The sequence below is a fragment of the Corynebacterium sp. 21KM1197 genome (assembly GCF_033783015.1).
In the GTDB taxonomy this organism is placed as follows: domain Bacteria; phylum Actinomycetota; class Actinomycetes; order Mycobacteriales; family Mycobacteriaceae; genus Corynebacterium.
The window spans coordinates 1,463,965-1,484,891 of sequence record NZ_CP123907.1 but is presented as its reverse complement, the minus strand read 5'-3'; the positions used below and the strand labels follow the sequence as shown (position 1 = coordinate 1,484,891).

Here is a 20,927-nt window from a genome sequence, read left to right as displayed (position 1 = left end):
TAGGAACCATATCTATAACGGGGGTAATAATGGCGGCTCAACGTGGGCGGAGTTATTACTCCGCCCTGGGGGAACGGTAATCTCTTGCGCATGGATTTCTTGGTTGATGCCGTGGAGGCAATCAATAATATTTTTTGGGCGGTATGGGTCGTCCCGGTTCTGATCCTCTCCGGCCTGGCCTACTGCTTCCGCACCGCCCTGGTGCAGATCCGCTTCCTGCCGGATATGTTCCGCTCCGTGGTGGAAAAGCCCTCCGAGATTTCCGAGGGCACCAAGGGAATCTCCGCCTTTAAGGCCTTTACCATGTCCGCGGCCTCCCGCGTGGGCACCGGCAACGTGGCGGGCGTGGCCCTGGCGGTGGCCGTGGGCGGGCCGGGCGCGGTGTTTTGGATGTGGTGCCTGGCGATCGTCGGCGGTGCCACCTCCTTCATCGAGTCCACCCTGGCGCAGGTGTACAAGGTGCGCGATAAGGACTCCTATCGTGGCGGCCCGGCCTATTACATGACGCGCGCCCTGGGCTGGAAGCCCCTGGCCGTGGTCTTTGCCGTGGTGATCTGCGTGACCTATGGCTTTGTGTTTAACGCGGTGCAGTCCAACTCCATCAGCGCGGCGATCTCCACCTCGATGGGCAGCGATGATACCGGCACCAACGCCGTGATTGGCCTGGTGCTCGCGGCGGTGACCCTGGTGATCGTGTTCGGCGGCGTGCAGCGCATCGCCTCCTTCACACAGACCGTGGTGCCGGTGATGGCGGTGCTGTACATCGTGCTGGCCTTCATCGTGATTGGCCTGAACATTGATAAGGTGCCCGGCATGATCGTGGACATCGTGGCCCACGCCTTTGGCTTCCGTGAGTTCGCCGGCGCGACCCTGGCCACGGTGTTTATCCAGGGCGTGCGGCGCGGGCTGTTCTCCAACGAGGCGGGCATGGGCTCGGTGCCCAATGCGGCGGCCACGGCCTCCGTATCCCACCCCGCCAAGCAGGGTCTGATTCAGACCCTGGGCGTGTACTTTGACACCCTGGTGGTGTGCTCCATGACGGCCTTCATCATTCTGCTGGCCGGGCAGGACCTCAGCCAGGAGACCGGCGGCATGGAACTCACCCAGAACGCCCTGGCGGCCTCCGTGGGCGAGTGGGGTATTCACTTCCTCACGTTCATCATTATCTTCCTGGCGTATTCCTCCATCATAGGCAATTACTATTACGGCGAGTCCAATATCGAATACCTGGCGGGCAAGCGCCGCAGCAAGCAGTGGCTGCGGGCATTCCGCGTGCTCGTGGCCGTGTGCGTGTTTGGCGGAGCCATCGGCTCGGTGCCCCTGGTGTGGGCGCTGGCGGACGTGTTTAGCGGCCTGATGGCCTCCATCAACCTCATTGCTTTGGTGCCGCTGAGCGGGGTGGCCGTGGCGGTGCTGCGCCATTACTCCGTGCAGCGCCGCGCCGGGCTGAATCCGGTGTTCCACCGGGAGGACATGCCGCGCTCCACCCTGGGCTGGAAGCACATGGAGGCCTGGGACGGGGCCGATCCCATCACGGTGCGCGACGAGCGCTACGCGAACCTGGATTACCAATGGCGCAAGTAACCCCGGATACCCGCCTCACCGCCTTTGTTCACGGGCACGTGCAGGGCGTGGGGTTTCGTTGGTGGACGCGCAGCCGTGCCCTGGAGATCGGATTGCGCGGATCCGCCACGAACTTAAGCGACGGCCGCGTGTGCGTGGTGGCCGAGGGCAGCCGCGCCCAGTGCGAGGAACTGCTCGCTCTGCTGCGCGGCGGGGAAACGCCGGGCCGAGTAGACGTGGTGGTGGAGCAGTGGGCGCTGCCCAAGGGGGAGCACGGCTTCGCGGAGCGCTAGGGGTGGCCGCGTGGGGTGTGGGGGCGTCGATAAGCTAAAATCTTGCCACCATGCACCTGAAATCGCTGACGCTCAAAGGCTTTAAATCCTTTGCGTCCGCGACCACCCTGAAGTTCGAGCCTGGGATTTGCGCCGTGGTGGGGCCTAATGGCTCGGGGAAGTCCAATGTGGTGGACGCCCTGGCCTGGGTGATGGGGGAGCAGGGGGCCAAGACGCTGCGCGGCGGCAAGATGCAGGACGTGATCTTTGCCGGGGCGGGGGATCGCAAGCCCCTGGGCCGCGCGGAGGTCACCCTCACCATTGATAATGCCGATGGCAAACTACCCATCGAGTATTCCGAGGTATCGGTGACCCGCCGCATGTTCCGCGACGGCGCCAGCGAATACGAGATTAATGGCTCAAAAGCCCGGCTGATGGACATTCAGGAATTGCTGTCCGATTCCGGCATCGGCCGGGAAATGCACATCATCGTGGGGCAGGGGAAACTCTCCGAGATCCTGGAATCCCGCCCGGAGGAGCGTCGCGCCTACATCGAGGAAGCCGCGGGCGTGCTCAAACACCGCAGGCGCAAGGAAAAAGCGCAGCGCAAACTCGCCGGAATGCAGGGAAACCTGGATCGGCTGCGCGATCTCACTGAGGAACTCAGCCGCCAACTCAAGCCCCTGGCCCGCCAGGCCGAGGCCGCGCAGCGCGCCGCCACCGTGCAGGCCACGGTGCGCGACGCCCGCCTGCGCCTGGCCGGGGATCGCATTATCACCCTGCGCGCGGAACTAAGCGACGCCGCCCGCCAGGCCGAGGTGCTCAAGGAGCGGGTGGCCGCCCTGACCGAGGAACTAGAGGAACGCACCGAGGAGCAGGTGGAATGGGAGGAACGCCTCTCCGAGGTGCTGCCCCAGGAGGAGGCCGCCCAGCAACTTTGGTTCCGTCTTTCCACCCTGACCGAGCGGGTGAGCGCCACCGCGCGCATCGCCGCCGAGCGTGCCCGGGGAGCGGGCCACGAGGTGCCCTATTCCGGCATGGACCCAGAGGCTCTGGAACGCCGCGCCCAGGAGGCGGACGAGGAGTTCGCGCGCCTGGAGGAGGCCGCAGAGATCGCGCGGGAACGCCTGGAGGTGATCGAGGAGGAGGCCGCGCAGCGGGAGGAGATCGCCCGCGAGGCGGAGCGCGAGCACCTAGCGCAGATCAAGGCCCTGGCCGATCACCGCGAGGGCGTGGTGCGCCTGCTGGCCGCCGAGGAGAATCACGCCGCCCGGGTGCGCAGCGCGGAGGAGGAACTAGAGCGCCACCGTACGGCCGGGGAGGAGGCGCAGGCGCGGCTGCGGCAGTCCCGCGAGGAGTGGGAGGCCGCGCGCGAGAAGCACGATCACGCCCAGCGGCAGCGCGAACCCCTGGCGGAGGCCAGCGACCGCGCCGCCGCCGAGGCCCAGGCGGCGGAGGAACGCCTGGAGCAGGTGCGCGCCACCCAGCGCGAGCACGAGCGCGAGGTGTACACGCTCACCGCCCGGATCGAGACGCTGCGCCACACCCTCCCCAAGGCGAGCGCGACCGAGTTCTTGAACGGGGATCAGTGGCGGGCGCTGAGCCAGGAGGTGCGCCCGCAGGCCGGAATGGAGAAGGCCCTGGCCGCCGCCCTGGGGGTCTACGGGGAGGCCCTGGTGGGGCCGGTGCGGGACGAGGTGCTGGATACCCTGCGGGGGGAGGGAATCGAGCGCACGGTGCTGATGGGGGAGGTGCCCGGACCGGCCACGACGCCCTCGGAAGCCCCGGACGCCCGCCCGGGCGGTGCGGAAAACGCGCCGGAATACCCGCCGGAGCACGTGCCGGAACACGCGCCCTGGCGGCTTGACGCCGACCTCCCCGAGGGCACCGAATGGCTGCTCGACCGGGTGCACTTAAGCCCCGCCGTGGCCGCCACCGTCAATCGCCTGTTGGCGGACGTGGCGCTGGCCCCGGATTGGGACACCGCCCGGGAAACGGTGCTGGCCGATCCCCGCGTGCGCGCGGTGACCCGCGAGGGCGAACTCGTGGGCCAGGGCTGGGTGCAGGTGGGCCAGTCCGCCGCGAGTTCCGTGGAGGTGGAGGGGCAGATCGCCCAGGCCGAGGAGGAACTTGCCGCCGCGCAGGGCCGACTGGCGGAACTCTCCGGCACGGTGGAGGGGGCCACGCTCGCGGCCCAGGAGGCCCGAGTAGAGGCGGCCTCTGCCACCGCCGCGCTGCGCGAGCACGACGCCCAGGCCCAGGGTTGGGAGCGGGAGGCACGCCGCCTGGAACGCACCGTGGCGGAGCACGAGGCGGCGCGGGATAAGACGCACCGGCGCGGGGAGGACGTGGAACAGCGCCTGGCCCAGGCCCGCGCGGAGTTGGCCGCCGTGCGCGAGCGCCTGACCCACGTGGATACCCAGGACGCCACCGCCGAGGAGCCCTCCACCCAGGCCCGCGATAGCGCCAAGGAGGCCCTCAACCAGATCCGGGCGATGGAGATGGAGGCCAAACTCAGCTCCCGCAGTGCCGACGACCGCGTGGAGCAGGCGCGCGGCAAGGCCCAGCAGTTGCGCCGCCAGGCCGCCCACGAGCGCAAGGCCAAGGCCCGCCACGAGCAGGCGATGGCCAAGCGCAAGGCCGAGGCCGCCCTGGCGCGCGCCGTGGCGGACGGGGCCGGGGAGGTGGCGCGCCGGGTGGATGAGGCCGTGGAGCGCGCCGCCGTGCGGCGCGACGAGGTGCGGCGGAACAAGGGGCAGATTACCGCCCGGCTTTCCCAGGCCAAGGACGCGGTGAGCGCGGTGCGCCAGCAATTGGGGCGGCTGAGCGATACCGCGCACGCCTCCGAGATCGCCGCCAGCCAGGCGCAGGTGCGCATCGACGAGGCCGAGGCCAAGACCGTGGAACAACTAGGCCTGGCCATCGCGGATCTGTTGGCGGACTATACCCCGGAGCCGGACTTTGATCGTCGGGCCGAGCAGGCGCGCCTGAAGCAGGCGGAGAAGGATTTAAGCGCCCTGGGCAAGGTCAATCCCCTGGCCCTGGAGGAGTACAAGGCGCTAGAGGAGCGCTACCAGTTCCTGTCCACCCAGTTGGCGGACGTGGAGGAGGCCAGGGAGGACCTAGAGGGCGTGATCGAGGAGGTGGACGCCCGCATTTTGCAGTTGTTCACCGAGGCCTGGCAGGACGTGGAGGCGGAGTTCCCCAAGGTCTTTCACACTCTTTTCCCCGGTGGGCAGGGCCGCCTGGTGCTCACCGAGCCGGAGGACATGCTCAGCACGGGAATCGAGTTGGAGGCCCGTCCGCCGGGGAAAAAGGTCAAGCGGCTCTCCCTGCTCTCCGGCGGGGAGAAGTCCCTGACTGCCCTGGCGCTCCTGGTGGCGATCTTCCGCGCCCGGCCCAGCCCGTTCTACGTCATGGACGAGGTGGAGGCCGCGCTGGATGATGTGAACCTGCGCCGCCTGATTAACCTGTTCAAGGAGTTGCGCCGGGATTCCCAGCTCATCGTGATCACGCACCAGAAACCCACGATGGACGTAGCCAACGTGCTCTATGGTGTGACTATGCGCGGCGACGGTATCACGAGGGTACTCAGCCAGCGTATGCAGCCCGACGATACCTCGGCGGGTGAGCCTGCTCTAGGCTAAACGGGGTTGCCAGATTCTTAGGGACACCAAGGACACAGTGAAGGGGACGAAAACACGGTGATGAGCGAGCACGGTACGGGGGCGGGTACTCCTTTTGCCGATATGACGGATTCCCTGTTGGGCTGGGCCTCGCAGGGGGAGCTGCGGCTGGCGGAGACTTTCGCGCAGCACCCGTATTTCCCGGAGGCGGGCCTCAGCAGTGATGAGATGGAGCGCTATGACAGGCTCTTTGGTCTCTTCCTTTCCCGCCAGGTCACCGCCGGGGCGGACCTGCCGGGATTGTGGGAGGTCACCCCCGTGATGACCTCCGTGACACTGATCTTCCGCGCCAGCCGCCTGGTGGATCGCGCGGAGTTCTACACCGAATACTTTGCGGGCCTGGGCCTGCGTGCCACCGAGGAATGGGTGGCGGCCCTGGATCGGGAGGTGCCCGGCCTGCTGGAGCGGGCGGGCCTGGATACCCCGGAGGGCATGGGCAGCGTGGACCTGCTGTGCTATCACGCCGGGGTGATCTATAGCGAGGTGGCGGGCCTGCTGGAACTGCTCGATCACCTCGATGAGGAGGGCACGCCGGGCGAGGAAGAGGCCCTGGCCGCCGTGGCAGGCAGCGACCTCGCCTCCGCCGCCCTGGAGGTGGCCCAGGCCCCGGAGCGCATGGGCCGCCTCCTTAGCGGGATACAGGCGGTGCGGGCCTTTTCCACCCAGCACCCCACCTCCTGGTTGGATCGGGATCGCTCTCATCTTGAGCCCGCCTTGCCTCGGCTCGTCGATGAAGCCGTGGTGGCGGAGCTGCGCGAGCGCCCCGTGGGCACCCCAGAGCGCGCCACGGCGGTGGGTGTGGCCCCCCGCGAGGTTCGCCCCCGCCTGGTGCTCGATACTCAGCGCGGGCGGGTGTGTCTGCGTCTGCCGGAGCAGCGGGTATCCACCGAGTACGTGGGCGATGACGCACACGCCGAGGTTTCCTGGCGGGTGAGCGTGGCGGGTACCACCCGCATCTTCCGTACCGGCCGCCCCTGGGGCGAGCCCACCTACGCCGAGGCTCTGGACGTGGCGGTGGAAAGCCAGGTGCGCGAGGCCACGGTGCTCGATACCACCAACGGAATCACCTGGGTGGTGCCGGTGGTGGACGCGGAGGATCCCGTGCTCATCTTCGCCGCCAATGGGCAAAACCTCACTGATAAGGTTTCCCTGCACCACTCGGAACTCTTCGTGGTGGTGCCCGATGACGCGCAGTTGGTGGACGCCGTCTCCGGGCAACAGGTGCCGGTGCTGGGTACCCAGCCGATCCTGGGGTGGTCGGGCTGGGAGTGTCGGCGGGTGGAGGCGGCGTCGATAGCCTCCCTCCAGGTGGTGCGCGTGGGGCAGGCGCCGTCCGCGATGTCCCACCTGCGCAGCGTGGACCCCCGCCAGCGCGTGCGCTTTGTGCACCCGGTGGAGCCGGTGGCCAACGTGCGCACGCTCAATCGCCTGCCGGTTCACGCGGAATCCCTGGTGGCGGACTTCCCGGCCACCCTGTCCGGGCGCGAGGAGATCTGGTACCTCTCCATCTCCGCCTACTCCGGGGTGGGGGAGACCGCCGAGGAGATCGCGGAGCCGGAGCCGCTGGAGGTGCCCGCCGAGGGCGGGGCTTTCCAGATCTTTGACCCCGAGGCCTACGATGCCCCCTGGGTGGGCGAGTACCTGGTGCGCCTGCGCGGCCCACGCAACGAGTCCTTCCGGCACCGCTACGCCATCGTGGAGGGCATGGTCTGCGAGACCACTATCGACGCCGCCGCGCACAGCGTGCGTATCCCCGCCCAGGGCGGGCTCTCCCCGGCCTCGCTGGCGGTGGGCCACGGGGAGAAGGACTTTTCCGTTTCCCCGCGCCGCATCGCGGTGGCCTCCCACGAGGCCGGTGCGGACTTTGCGGTGACCACGGACGAGGGCGATAGCCTCCCGCTGCGATTTAGCCCCCCGGCGCTCTCCTTCGAGTTGGGCATGACCACCTATCAGCCGATGTGGCGCACCAGCCGCCTCTACCTGGGCACCCGGCACATCGACCCCGCCGGGCGGATTCGCGTGCGCGCCACCGGGGAATTGGGGCGACCCCGGGTGAGCGTGCGCAATCAGCACGGTTCCCCCGTGCACACCGTGGCCCTGACCAGGGAGGACGCGGTGACCTATTCCGCCCCGGTGAATGCCATCGCGCAGTCCGTGGCGGTGATGCCGGAGGGCCGCTTGGAGTTCGAGTGGACGGACCCCAGCAGCAATAATCGCGTCTCCGTGACGCTGGCGGTGATGAGTTCCACCCCGCACGCCACCGCCGTGAGCGTGGAGGACGGCGCGCTGCGCTTCACCGACCTCATGGAATCGCGCAACCTCGCTGCCTGGGTTTGGCCCGCCACCGCGCCGTGGTCGGTGGCCCGGCACCTGCGCCAGGTCACCGAGGTCACGCCCCTGCCGGAATCGCTTATCGACGCCGGTGATCTCATCGTGCAGCTCTATGCCGGCGATCCCTTTGGCACCCTGCGCGCCCCGCACCACCCCGGGGAGACGGCCTTCCGCGTGGAGCAGCCCGGCTACCTGGCCGACCAGCCGGAGGAACTGGCCCGGCTTTCCGCCTTCCTCTCCGGGGAAGAGGAAACCCCGCCCGCCAGCGATCAGGTGCTGCCGGTGATCTGGGATCACTTTGGTTCCACCACCCGGGAGCGCGACGTGGCACACGCGATCTTCGAGGAATCCCCCCGCGCCGCCCTGCGCGGACTCTCCGGCTCCCTGGTGCCCGCGCACCTGCAACCGGGCCGCATGATCGTCACCGGGCTGGTCAATCATTCCTTTAACCTCGCGGAGGAGGCCCCTGCGGAACGGGAGGACCACCGCAGCCCGTGGATCACCATCATGATGCAACTGGGCGAGGTGGGCGGTGCTCTGGGGCGGCCCGAGAGCACCAAGGAACTCAAGGCCCTGTTGGCGCAATTGAAAAAGACCGCCGGTCCCACCCTGGTAAACACCCTGCTCACGGGGCGCGATTCCACCCTGGACTCCGCCTGCATTGACGCCTCCACCGTGCGCATTGCGCGCATGGACTCCGCGCAGCAGGAGCAGTTGATGAGCATGTTCTTTGCCAACGAGGACATCGTTCCCGGCCCCATCATGGAGGACGGCCCGCGCCTGATGGCGGTCTTTGAGACCTTCCGTAAGCGCGAGGAACTCAACCGGCTGCTCACCTCGGAAGGGCTGGTCAAGCCCGCCGTTTCCCTGCTGCGGGCGCTGCGCAGCACCCACCGCGCCCTGTACTCGGCGGCGCGCGTGCGCTTTGACAAACTCGACGGCGTGAACACCGAGGACAAGGACAACGCCTGGGCCCTGGCCCCGGTGGTGTCCCTGGTATTTGCCCTTTCGGCCCGCATGCACGCCCACGGGTTGATGGGGAAGTCCAAGACCCTGGACGCCGCCGCGCAGGGGTGGTCGCAGTTGGCCGATGTGGTGCCGGATTTGGTCACCGGCGATGTGATCTCCGCCGAGGCGATGGCGCTGGCGGCCTCCGCAGCGAAGGGGTAGTGGCGTAGTTTTAAGGGGTGTAAGGGCCGACACTCGGGGTGTTCCCGAGGGTCGGTTTATTTTTTGAGTGGGGGCGCGCGGGGGTTCAGGGGGTCGTTGCAACACTGCCCCTTAGAAAGGTGTTGCCGTGGTTGACGTTGCCGGTGTGTGACGGGTGTGACTCCCGGGTGTCCCTTGGTGGTGGGTGGTACTTTTCCGGGGTGGTGTGTGACGGGTGTGAATCCGGGGCGTCCCTTGGTGGCGGGGTGGTACCTTTCCTTGCCGGTGTGTGACGGGTGTGAATCACATGCGTCACATTGCGGTGGGGAAGAGTGACGGGGAGGAGCCGTATGGTGTGGCGCGGTGGTCAATAGAGGGGGTGTGCTGCCATGATGGAGGGCATGACTACGGATTTTTGGATCATTGCTGGCATAGCGCTCCTTGTCATTCTCCTTTTGGCGGCGGTTTTGGTACTCATTGGCCGCAAGAACGCGGCCTCTAAGACCGTGACCTTTGAGAAAAAGGAGGAAGAGGAGCCCAAGGAACTCACCCAGCAGCAAAAATCCGGTAATTATCAGGCCAAGGGGGGCTTTAATTTTGCCTCCGGTGGCGCGGCGGACGCTAGCGTGGCGGCCTTTACCAAGAACACCCCGGCCGCCGAGGATAAGGAAAAGGAGCCGGTGCTGCGCGCCGACCAGCAGGTTCCGCAGCGCAACCAGAGTAATCCCGAGCCTCCGGTGCGTCGCGCGGACCCGCGCCCCTCGGCACCGGCAAAGCGGGTGAAGCCCGCCGAACCGGCAAAGCCGATCAAGCGAGAGGAGCGGGTGCAACCGGAATCCATGCAGAAGCCCGTGGCACCGAAGCCGCAGGCCCAGCAGCAGAGCCCGCAGCCGGTGAAGCCGGAAGAACCGGCCGCGCAACCCGTAGCACCAGCGCAGCCCGCAGCAGAAAAGATCGAAAAGCCCCAGCAGAAGCAGCAGGCCCCGGTGGCTCCCGCCCCGGTTGTCCCGAAGGCCACCTCCTCCGAATCTCCCGAGCCGCCGAAGCCGGTGGTCGAGGAGGCTCCGAAGGAGAGCGTGCGGCCGGAGAAGGCCGTGGAGGAACCCGCCCGGAGTGCGGAGCAGGAGCAGCCGGAGCTGATCGAGGCTGAGGCGGCCGAGGCAGCCGAGGCGAATGAGAGCCGCGAAGCCGCAGAAGCGGTAAGGACAGTAGAGGTCGTGGAGCCTGCACCGGCAATCGAGGAGCCGGAAGCGGCCGCAACCGCAGAACCTACGGTTGCGGAGGAGCCTGCTGAGCAGGAGGCGGCTCCTGCGGCCGAGTCCATCGAGTCCGCAGAGCCTACTAAGCCCGCCGCCCCTGTGGAGAGCCAGCCCACCGAGCCCGCCCAGCCGGCCGAGGAGATCAAGGCCGAGGAGGCCGCCGCTGCTGCGGCTGCCACCGCGCGCGCGGCGGAGGAGGCGTTGGCAAGCACCCCCGCCCCGGAGCCGGTGGAGGAAATCCAAGAGGCCCAGACCCCGAGCGCACAGCCGGTAGCGGCGGCGGAGCCGCAGGAGGAGATCGCCCCGGCGGCGGGCCGCATTGGTCGCTTGCGCGGGCGGCTGTCTCGCTCGCAGAACGTGATCGGCAAGTCCGTGCTGGGTATTCTCTCCGCCGGTGACCTCGATGAGGATGCCTGGGAGGAGATCGAGGACACCCTGGTGATGGCCGATCTGGGCACCACCGTGACCACCAAGGTGGTGGAGGATCTGCGCGTGAAGATCGCGGAGCGGGGCGTGTCCTCGGAGGCCGAGGCCCGAGGCATGCTGCGCGAGACGCTGATCGAGGCCTGCCAGCCGGAGATGGATCGCTCGATCAAGGCCATGCCCTACGAGGGCAAGCCCGCCGTGGTGCTGGTGGTGGGTGTCAATGGCACGGGTAAGACCACCACCACGGGCAAATTGGCCCGCGTGCTCGTTTCGATGGGCCACAAGGTGGTGCTGGGCGCGGCGGATACCTTCCGCGCGGCGGCGGCCGATCAGTTGGAGACGTGGGGGCGTCGGGTGGGCGCGCAGACGGTGCGCGGCGAGGAGGGCGCGGACCCGGCCTCGGTGGCTTTCGACGCCGTCGCGCAGGGCGTGGCCTCCCAGGCCGATGTAGTGCTGGTGGATACCGCTGGCCGCCTGCACACCTCGGTGGGCCTGATGGATCAGTTGGGCAAGGTTAAGCGCGTGGTGGAGAAGAAGGCCAAGGTGGACGAGGTGCTGCTGGTGCTGGACGCCACGGTGGGCCAGAACGGCCTTATGCAGGCCCGCACCTTTAGGGAGGTGGTGGACATCAGCGGCGTGGTGCTCACCAAGCTCGATGGCACTGCCAAGGGCGGCATCGTGTTCAAGGTGCAGGAGGAGTTGGGCGTGCCGGTGAAGTTGGTGGGTCTGGGTGAGGGCTCGGACGATCTGGCTCCCTTTGAGGTAGAGGGCTTCGTGGATGCCTTGCTGGGGGAGTCCGCTTAAGGTCTACTGACTCCAACATTGTGGCGCAGATTGCATGATCTGCGCCACATTCTTTTCTATAGGCCACTCAAAAACCCCGCTTCCGGGCTACCTTATCTATATAACGATAGAAACCTGAAAAGTAGGTGCACGATGGCCTCAGAAGTTCTCTTCGTCAACGCCGCGTGGGTGTTGGTGGCAGCCTCCCTCGTCTTGTTGATGACCCCCGCCCTCGCCCTGTTCTACGGCGGCATGGCGGGGCGTCGCGCCGTGCTGAACATGATGATGATGAGTTTTGCCGCCTTGGGTGTGGTCACCGTGGTGTACCTGCTGTGGGGGTGGTCGATGTCCTACGGCACCCGCTCCCTCGGCGGCGTGGTGGCCGATCCCACCGAGTTCTTTGGTCTGCGCGGGATCGACGCCACCACCCAGGGGGATAATGGCTACCCCGTGCTCATCGACGTCGCCTTTCAGCTCACCTTCGCCGTGATCTCCACCGCGATCATCTCCGGTGCCCTGGCTGGGCGCGTGAAGTTCTCCACCTGGCTGGTGTTCACCGCCGCCTGGCCCACCCTGGTGTACTTCCCGCTGGCGCACATGGTGTGGGGTGGGGGATTGCTCTCGGAAAGCGGCACCTCGCTTGCCGCCTGGATTTTTGGCACCACGGAGGAGGGGGAGGCCCTGGTGGCGCCCATCGACTTCGCGGGCGGCACCGTGGTGCACATCTCCGCCGGTGCGGCGGCCTTTGTGCTGGCGCTCGTGGTGGGCAAGCGCCAGGGTTTCCCGCGCCGGGTCACCCGCCCGCACAACCTGCCGATGGTCATGCTGGGTGCGGCGCTGCTGTGGTTCGGGTGGTGTGGCTTCAACGCCGGTTCCGCCCTGGCTCCCGACGCCACGGCGGCCCTGGCTTGGGTGAATACCGCCGCCGCAGCGGCGGCGGGCCTGCTGGCCTGGCTGGCCACGGAGCGGGTGCGCTACGGGCACGCGACGTCGCTGGGCGCGGCGTCGGGAATCGTGGCGGGCCTGGTGGCCATCACCCCGGCGGCGGGCGCGCTCAACCCCATGACCTCCCTGGTGCTGGGTGCGGTGGGCGGCGTGCTGGCCTGCCTGGCGGTGAGCCTGAAGTTCCGCTTTGGGTATGACGATTCCCTTGACGTGGTGGGCGTGCACCTGGTGGCCGGGCTGTGGGGCACGGTGGGCATAGGAATCCTGCTGGGGGACCTCAAGCTCACCGTGGTGCAGATCGTCATTGCCGTGGTGGCAGTGCTGTTCTCCGGCCTGCTCACCGCCGTGATCGCCCTGGTCTTGGAGGCCACGATGGGTTGGCGCGTGGGCAAGGAAGAGGAATACAACGGCGTGGATTACGCCGAGCACGCGGAATCCGCCTATGACATCGCCGGAACAAAGTAGGATTGTGCAGCGTGGACACACCGCTCAAGCGCGAAGGAGAGCAGGAATGAAACTCGTTACCGCAGTGGTCAAGCCCTTTACCTTGTCCGATATTCGGGAGAGCCTGGACGCACTGGGCATTTACGGCATGACCGTCACCGAGACCCAGGGCTTTGGTCAGCAGCGCGGGCACACGGAACTCTACCGGGGCGCGGAGTACGCCACGGAGTTCGTGCCCAAGGTGAAGGTGGAGGTGCTCATCGAGGATGAATCCCTCGACGAGGTGGTCACCGCGATCACCGAGGCGGCGCACACCGGCAAGGTGGGAGATGGCAAGGTGTGGGTGAGCCCGGTGGAGCAGGTGGTGCGGGTGCGCACCGGGGAGCGCGATCACGAGGCCCTGTGAAGCACCTGCTGGAGAGCCTGGAGGTGCCGGAGGGCTGCGCGCTGGCGGCCACCGGCTCCGTGGCCAGGGGAGAGGCCACGGAGTACTCCGATATTGATCTGATTCTGCTGCACCCGGAGGGCAGCTCGCCCAGCCGGGAACAGGTGGAGCGCCTGTGGTATCCCATCTGGGACGCGGGCCAGCGCCTGGATCATTCGGTGCGCAGTCCCACCGACTGCGCGGAACTCATCACCCAGGAGGTCACCGCCGCCCTGGCGCTGCTCGATCTGCGCCACCTGCGCGGGGAGGAGGCCCTGAGCGCGCGGTGCCGGGAGCGGGTGCTGCGCACCTGGCGGCGGGAACTCAGCCGCAACTTCACCGCCGTGGTAGATACCGCGATCGCGCGGTGGCGTCGCTCCGGCTCCCTGGTCACCATGACCCGCCCCGATCTCAAACACGGGCGCGGCGGCCTGCGGGACATAGAACTGTTGCGCGCCCTGGCTCTGGGCAACGTGTGCGATATGCCCGACCTCAGCGCGGAGCGGGCCTTGCTTCTCGACGTCCGCGCGCACCTGCATCGGCAGGCCCGGCGGCGTCGGGACGTGCTCGACCCCGAGTTTGCCGCCGAGATCGCGCTCGACCTGGGCTTTGCGGATCGCTACGCCCTGGGCCGCGCCCTGGCGGCGGGGGCCCGCCGGGTGGAGGAGGAACTCACCGCCGCCCTGGCCCAGGCGCGGGACCTCCTGGTCACCCGCACCCGCAAGCGTATCCGTCGCCCCCTGGATGTGGATGTGGTGGAGGATAGCGGGGAGATCGTGCTGGCCCGCCAGCCCCGCCTGGACGATCCCGCGCTGTTGCTGCGGGTGGGGGCGTCGGCAGCCCGCACCGGATTGCCCGTGGCCCCGCGCACCTGGGCGCAGTTGGCGGTCCTGCCCCCGCTGCCGGAGCGCCTCACCCGCCAGGCGGCCCTGGACTTTCTTTCCTTGCTGAACTCCCCGGAGCATAGCGCCCCGGTGATCCGCCAGATGGACGCGCGCGGCCTGTGGGAGAGGGTGGTGCCGGAGTGGGCGCACATTCGCGGCCGCATGCCCGCCGAGCCCAGCCACAGCCACACCATCGACGAGCACACCCTGGGGGTGTTGGCGCGGTGCGCCTCGGCCAAGACCACGGTGGCTCGCCCCGACCTGCTGCTGCTCGCCGCGCTGTACCACGACATCGGCAAGGGGCGCTCCCGCCCGCACGAACTCGTGGGCGCGGAACTCGTGGCGCGCATGGGCACCCGCCTGGGACTCAACCTCCGGGAGCGCAGTTGCGTGCAGACCCTCGTGGCCGAGCACACGACCCTGGCCCGGCTGGTGGCCACCCGCGATACCGGCGCGGAGGAGACGGTCGATGAACTGCTGCGCGCCGTGCATTATGACCTGCTCACCCTGGAACTCCTCACCGCCCTGGCCCCGGCAGACGCGCAGGCCACGGGGCCGGGGGTGTGGAACCGCCGCTTGGCCCACGGCATCGCGGAACTCAGCGGGCGGGCGCGCCGCCATCTCACCGCGCTTTCGCCCACCCCGCCGCTGGTCAGCGCGCCCGCAAACATCGGTATCCGGGACCGCACCGTGTACTGGCGCTCCACCGAGGGCAAGGGCCTAAGCGACGTGCTCGCCGTGATCGCGGCCAAGGCCTGGACTATCGACGCCGCCCGCATCCTCACCCAGGACACCGGCCAGGTACACGCGGAGTTTGAGGTGCGTTCCACCGTGCACGCCACCCTGGATACCGGGGACTTCGTGCATGCCTATCAATCTGGGGTCTACCGCGACCTGCCCGAGGTGACCTCCCCGCACACGGATACGTACTGGTACGGCGCGGTGGTGGAGGTGCGCACCACCGATAGCGTGGGTGCGCTCGGCGCGGTGGCCGCGGCGCTGGCCCCGGCGCAGTGGCTGACCATGCGCAACGTGGGTGGCACCATGATCGTGCAGGCGAGGCTGGGGCGCGAGCGCGCCGATCACGGGGCGGTGGAACGCGAGATCGCCCGCGCTATGGGCGGTAACGTAGACTAAACCAAGCAGTGAATAACCCGTATTTCTCCGAGGGAGCAGCACCAACGTGTTTGAGTCTTTGTCCGATCGCCTTTCCGGAGCGCTCAGCGGTATCCGTGGAAAGGGCAAACTCACCGACGCCGATATTAACGCCACCGCGCGGGAAATCCGCCTGGCACTGCTAGAGGCGGACGTCTCCCTCCCCGTGGTGCGGGGCTTTATCAAGAGAATCAAGGAACGCGCGGGCGGGGCGGAGGTCTCCCAGGCGCTTAATCCCGCGCAGCAGGTCATCAAGATCGTCAATGAGGAACTCACCGGGATCCTCGGCGGGGAGACCCGCAGGCTCAACCTGGCCAAGAACCCACCCACCGTGATCATGCTCGCGGGTTTGCAGGGTGCGGGTAAGACCACCCTGGCCGGAAAGTTAGCCAAGCACCTGGAAAAGCAGGGCCACACCCCCATGCTGGTGGCCTGCGATCTCCAGCGCCCCGGTGCCGTGCAGCAGTTGCAGATCGTGGGCGAGCGCGCGGGCGTGCCCACCTTTGCCCCCGATCCCGGCACCTCCATCGACTCCTCGGAGCATGAGATGGGCACCTCCCACGGCGATCCCGTGGCCGTGGCCCAGGCCGGTATTCAGGAGGCCCGCCGCGCCCAGCACGACGTGGTGATCGTGGATACCGCAGGCCGCCTGGGTATCGACGAGGAATTGATGACCCAGGCCCGCAATATCCGCGACGCCGTGCAGCCCGATGAGGTGCTCTTTGTCATCGACTCCATGATCGGCCAGGACGCCGTGAGCACCGCCGAGGCTTTCCGCGACGGCGTGGACTTCACCGGCGTGGTGCTCACCAAGCTCGACGGCGACGCGCGCGGCGGTGCCGCGCTGTCCATCCGCGAGGTCACCGGCAAGCCCATTCTCTTTGCCTCCACGGGTGAGAAGCTAGAGGACTTTGACGTATTCCACCCCGAGCGCATGGCCAGCCGAATCCTGGGCATGGGCGATATGCTCTCCCTGATTGAGCAGGCGGAGACCGTCTTTGACCAGCAGCAGGCGGAGGCCACCGCCCAGAAGATTGGCACCGGGGAACTCACCCTGGAGGACTTCCTGGATCAAATGCTGATGATCCGCCGCATGGGGCCCATCGGCAACCTGCTGAAAATGCTGCCCGGCGGCAAGCAGATGAACCAGATGGCGGACATGGTCGATGAGAAGCAACTCGACCGTATCCAGGCCATCATTCGCGGTATGACCCCGCAGGAGCGGGAGAATCCCAAGATCCTTAACGCCTCGCGCCGCAAGCGCATCGCCGCGGGTTCCGGCGTGGAGGTCTCCGACGTGAACCAACTGGTAGAGCGGTTCTTTGAGGCCAAGAAGATGATGGGCAAGATGGCCGGACAGTTTGGCATGGGCGGCGGCATGCGCTCGGCCACCAAGAAGAAGCCCAAGGGGCGCAAGGGCAAGAATGGCAAGCGCAAGCCCGCCAAGAAGGGGCCCACCCCGCCCAAGATGCCCGGTGGCATGCCCGGCATGGGGGGAATGGGTGCCGGAATGCCGGATATGGCGCAACTCCAGCAGTTGCAGCAGCAGATGGAGGCCGGGGGCGGTATGCCCGGACTGGGTGGCCTGGGCAAACTAGCCAAGGGAATGCCCAAGATGCCCAAGGGCATGGAGAACATCGACCTCAACAACCTGGACTTTGGGCAGGGCAAGGGTAAGTAAGGCCAAGTAGCGCTGGGCGCGTCCGCTGTAGTAGTATCTTTCAGGTTGCCCCGCGTGGGCAGCGCGAGAACATTCCTGCGTGACGCTGTTCCCGGCCACGGCCGACCAGCAGGATCACGCGCAGGCTAATCCAAGGGTTGAACCGGCCCGCCCCACCTGGGTGGGTGCCTGAACTGCCCAGTGACCAACAGAAAAGGACACACCAGCATGGCTGTCAAGATCAAGCTCCAGCGCCTCGGCAAGATCCGCACCCCGCACTACCGCGTGGTGATCGCGGACGCTCGCACCCGCCGCGACGGCAAGGTGATCGAGAACATCGGCATCTACGAGCCCAAGGAGAACCCCTCCGTCATCAAGATCGACTCCGAGCGCGCCCAGTACTGGCTGGGCGTGGGCGCTCAGCCCACCGAGCCCGTGCTGGCCCTGCTCAAGGTCACCGGCGACTGGCAGAAGTTCAAGGGCATTGAGGGTGCCGAGGGTACCCTGAAGGTGGCCCCGGAGAAGAAGTCCAAGCTGGACCTGTTCAACGAGGCCCTGGCCGAGGCCAACAACGGCCCCTCCGTGGACGATGTGGTGGAGAAGAAGCGCAAGGCCAAGGAGGAGAAGGAGGCCAAGGCCGCAGCCGAGAAGCTGGCTGCGGAGAAGGCCGCCGCCGAGGCTGGCGAGCAGGACGCCGAGGCCGAGTCCGCCGAGTAATTTCTTTCCCGTGGAAACGGGGAAAGCCGCTCCGGGAGTTCTTTAAGGAACTTTGTGCCGGGGCGGCTTTCTTGTGTTTGCCTTGAAGTAGGGGGACTTACTCCGCGGGCAGGGTTATCCGGTAGAGTTCCGTGCCCTGGGTGGTGAGCAGTTTGACCGTCATTTCTTTGCTCTGGCCGTCAATATCCACCTCACCAAAGTGCTGGAAATCGTCCAGGGGTGATTGATTGGGCTCCTCCGGGGCATGCACGTACATCACCTCCGGGCCAAAGGTGGAATCCATCTCATTCGGACCAAAGGCCCCGGCTTGCAGCGGGCCGGACACAAACTCCCAGAACGGCGAGAACTCCTGGAATGCCGCACGATCCGGGTGATAGTGGTGCGCGGCGGTGTAATGCACATCGGCGGTCAGCCACACGACGTTGCGCACCTGCCTGATCGCGTGCAGCACGCGGGCGATCTCCGATTCACGCCCCACCGGAACACCCGGCCCGCCACTGGCCACGCCCTCCTGATTGCCGCTCTTGCCGTCCGGCACGATGATTCCCAGCGGAAGATCGTTCGCCACCACTTTCCAAGTGGCGGTGGAGGATTGCAGGCCTTGGATCAGCCACTTCTCCTGCTGCTCGCCCAGGATTGCGCCATCGGCCTTGGTACCGCGATGATTCAGTTCGTTATCGTCCTTATAGGAACGCATGTCCAGCACAAAAATATCCAGCAGCGGCCCATAGGAAATCTTGCGATAAATGCGCCCGTCCACCGCCATGCTCTGATCGGTGGGCTGCCACTCGTGGAAAGCCTGGTGCGCCCACCCGGCCAGGGTATTCACGTCCTTTACCTGATACTCCGGGAGATCGAGCACCTCGCCCGGATACCAGTTATTCACCGTCTCATGATCGTCCCACTGCACGATCTGCGGCACGTGGGAATTGAAATGGCGATAATGCGCGTCCATGAGGTTATAGGCGTAATTACCGCGATAATCGTCCAGGCTCTGCGCCACGCGGGACTTCGCCTCCGTGAGGATATTGCGCCACAGGCGACCGTCGGGCAGCGTCACCGATTCCTCGATCTTATTATCCGCATAGATGGTATCCCCGGAATGAATAAAAAAGTCCGGGTTGCGCTCCGCCATCTTTGACCACGCCGTCCAACCCCCAAGATCGGGATTGATACCGTAGCCCTGGCCAGCCACATCGCCCGACCACTGGAAGCGGATATTCCTGCTTTTCGACGGCGCGGTGCGAAACGTCCCCTGCACCGGCTCGGAGAGCAGGCCGGTATCGAGGTCCTGGGCGAACACCCGGTAATGAACATCGGAATCGGTATTGAGGCCCACCAGGCGGAGTTTGCCGGTGTGATCGGACTGCGGGGTCATGGTCATGCCGGTGAAGCGGCGGGGATTATGAAAGGAATCGGTGGGGGAGACCTCCACGATGAGGCGGCTGGGGCGATCGGCACGAGTCCAGATCAGGGCACCATCGGGGCGAATATCGCCCGAGGCCACGCCGTGCGTGAGGGAGGGGCGTTCGGGGATAAGGCCACCGAAAGAGGAGGAGAGCGGGGAGACGGCTTGTGGATTAGAGGAGGCTGCGGTGGGTGTGTGGGGGAGGAGAGTGCTGGCGGTGGCGAGGCCAGAGGAAGCCAGGAAGAGACGACGGGAAACAGTCATGGGGGTGATGGTAGGGGGTGGAGGTGAATGGTGGGTGGACAGTGCGTGAACAGCTTTACCATAAAACTTCAGTATGATACTATCAATTTATGGAGAATCGTAAAGAATCAACCATACTGCATATGGAAAATAGAAATATTAAAGGTAGTAAGTGGGCAACATTTTTAATTTCAATATTGTCTCCCGTTGCATTTTTTCCATTTTTATTTACAAAAGATATAACTAACGGGAGATATATTTGGACTCGACATGGTGGAATATTTGGGTCTGGCTTTGATCTGGGTAAAGTATTCTATATGGAAATTCCGGTAGCAACGCTGGCAACTACTATATCTATAAATCTTGTTATTTATTTTAAAGCATCGACGGGCGCGAGAGGGGGGTTAAGTCAGGAAAATGTAAGAAAATTTTTTCTTGTCAAACATCTAAGGTCATCAGCTATATCGTTATCTATTCTTATGTATTTGATATTATGGATGACGATTGTATTATTCGGGATCCGTAATGATGATATGATTATAATATTTTACTCAATTATATTTTATATATTCTCCATATTTCTTTCATTGTCCTGTCCTTATCCCCGTGACCTTAATGAAGCTATGGAGGTTGTGGAAAGGGGGGAGATCGGATCTAATCTCTTAGAGGCTGTCCAAGATATAAATAGCAAAAATTCTCTATGGAAAAAGTTGAGTAATATTTTCCGGGCATTCTGCAATCAGTCATGCTTTTTATGGTTTAAATATATCCGGTTCCCCCTGGCGGGGTTATCTATGATATCAGCTTATAAAAAAATAAATTTTTGGAGTATTGCTGTTCGAATTTTTGTAATATCGGTTTGCTTGATCGGCCTGGCTGTGACTAAATTTTTTAAATTAGATGAAACCATCAAGGACTGCATTTCCATATCGGTGATACTGGCATTTCCAATTGTTTTGGTAGATGTAATTTTATTTTTCACGGACCCCTTCCGACCTACCTGCAATATATTGTATGTGCCAAAAAAGGTTTTCGGAGTATACTTATGGTACATTCCAGTCTCAAAATCTAACCAAATTGAGGTCGACAGGCCATTTTTGCTAACATTATCCTATATTTTATCTATATTTGCAACACTTGCCTCATTTACGTCACTACTATTACTATTCTCGCTAATTCCTATATCCGACATATTTAAATATGAAACACGCTATTTTATGGTATTGTCAATATTATTCTATACTGTCATTGGGTGGGCATTCCTTGAATCGTTTAGGAGAGCGATTTCTATGATTATTATTTTCTGCCATGCAGAATTAAACGATCCCAGCCGTGGATCTTATTGGATCTTCTGTTTTATTGTCCCTCGTTTGTGGAGGAGTATTCATGGAAGGTATGATGAGGTGATTGTAAATTATAGAAATTAAAGATCGATTATTGATGTTTATTCACAGGACTGCTAAGGTGAAACTTCCACCGATCTTAACCCTGGTCAAGCGACTGTGAAGATGCTGCATTACCGGCAAGTGGGGGCTGTGAATGAACCTCATTGTTTTGGATATGTGATTGGCATTCTGC

At 64.7% G+C, this 20,927-nt stretch carries 12 protein-coding genes; 11 read left to right on the top strand and 1 reads right to left on the bottom strand.

What is annotated here, in order from left to right; all coding sequences use genetic code 11:
* Positions 1-90: 90 nt before the first annotated feature.
* The 10 genes from OLW90_RS07185 to rpsP all read left to right on the top strand — a co-directional run bounded on the left by OLW90_RS07185 (position 91) and on the right by rpsP (position 17,698).
* Complete coding sequence (locus OLW90_RS07185) at positions 91-1,584, top strand: alanine/glycine:cation symporter family protein (protein ID WP_319649415.1); 1,494 nt, start codon at positions 91-93, stop codon at positions 1,582-1,584.
* Positions 1,572-1,856, top strand: a complete 285-nt coding sequence (locus tag OLW90_RS07180; RefSeq protein WP_319649414.1) for an acylphosphatase — start codon at positions 1,572-1,574, stop codon at positions 1,854-1,856. Before OLW90_RS07185 ends, OLW90_RS07180 begins: the two co-directional genes overlap by 13 nt.
* 50 nt (positions 1,857-1,906) lie before the next feature.
* On the top strand, positions 1,907-5,482 hold the full coding sequence (locus OLW90_RS07175; protein ID WP_319649412.1) for an AAA family ATPase: 3,576 nt from the start codon (positions 1,907-1,909) through the stop codon (positions 5,480-5,482).
* 60 nt (positions 5,483-5,542) lie between these two features.
* Positions 5,543-9,022 (top strand): hypothetical protein, encoded by a 3,480-nt coding sequence (locus OLW90_RS07170; protein WP_319649411.1) that lies wholly within the window; start codon positions 5,543-5,545, stop codon positions 9,020-9,022.
* 380 nt (positions 9,023-9,402) lie between these two features.
* The gene (ftsY, locus tag OLW90_RS07165; protein ID WP_319649410.1) at positions 9,403-11,490 is read left to right on the top strand and encodes a signal recognition particle-docking protein FtsY; all 2,088 of its coding nucleotides are present in this window, start codon (positions 9,403-9,405) and stop codon (positions 11,488-11,490) included.
* A gap of 132 nt (positions 11,491-11,622) precedes the next feature.
* Complete coding sequence (locus tag OLW90_RS07160) at positions 11,623-12,879, top strand: ammonium transporter (protein WP_319649409.1); 1,257 nt, start codon at positions 11,623-11,625, stop codon at positions 12,877-12,879.
* A gap of 46 nt (positions 12,880-12,925) precedes the next feature.
* Positions 12,926-13,264 (top strand): P-II family nitrogen regulator, encoded by a 339-nt coding sequence (locus tag OLW90_RS07155; RefSeq protein ID WP_319649408.1) that lies wholly within the window; start codon positions 12,926-12,928, stop codon positions 13,262-13,264.
* Positions 13,261-15,303, top strand: coding sequence for a [protein-PII] uridylyltransferase (locus OLW90_RS07150; RefSeq protein WP_319649407.1), 2,043 nt, complete (start codon positions 13,261-13,263; stop codon positions 15,301-15,303). Before OLW90_RS07155 ends, OLW90_RS07150 begins: the two co-directional genes overlap by 4 nt.
* 46 nt (positions 15,304-15,349) lie before the next feature.
* Entirely contained in the window at positions 15,350-17,002 is a 1,653-nt protein-coding gene (ffh, locus tag OLW90_RS07145; protein WP_319649406.1) for a signal recognition particle protein, read from the top strand.
* Positions 17,003-17,209: 207 nt separating this feature from the next.
* Positions 17,210-17,698 carry a 30S ribosomal protein S16 gene (rpsP, locus tag OLW90_RS07140; RefSeq protein WP_319649405.1) on the top strand — a complete coding sequence of 163 codons (489 nt, stop codon included), beginning with the start codon at positions 17,210-17,212 and terminating at the stop codon, positions 17,696-17,698.
* A gap of 97 nt (positions 17,699-17,795) precedes the next feature.
* On the opposite strand, the gene OLW90_RS07135 is transcribed toward rpsP, so the two are convergent.
* Positions 17,796-19,370: an alkaline phosphatase D family protein gene (locus tag OLW90_RS07135; protein WP_319649404.1), complete on the bottom strand. Its 1,575-nt coding sequence runs from the start codon at positions 19,368-19,370 to the stop codon at positions 17,796-17,798.
* 89 nt (positions 19,371-19,459) lie between these two features.
* On the opposite strand from OLW90_RS07135, the gene OLW90_RS07130 reads away from it, so the two are divergent.
* The gene (locus tag OLW90_RS07130; protein WP_319649403.1) at positions 19,460-20,776 is read left to right on the top strand and encodes a hypothetical protein; all 1,317 of its coding nucleotides are present in this window, start codon (positions 19,460-19,462) and stop codon (positions 20,774-20,776) included.
* The last annotated feature ends 151 nt before the right edge of the window (positions 20,777-20,927 follow it).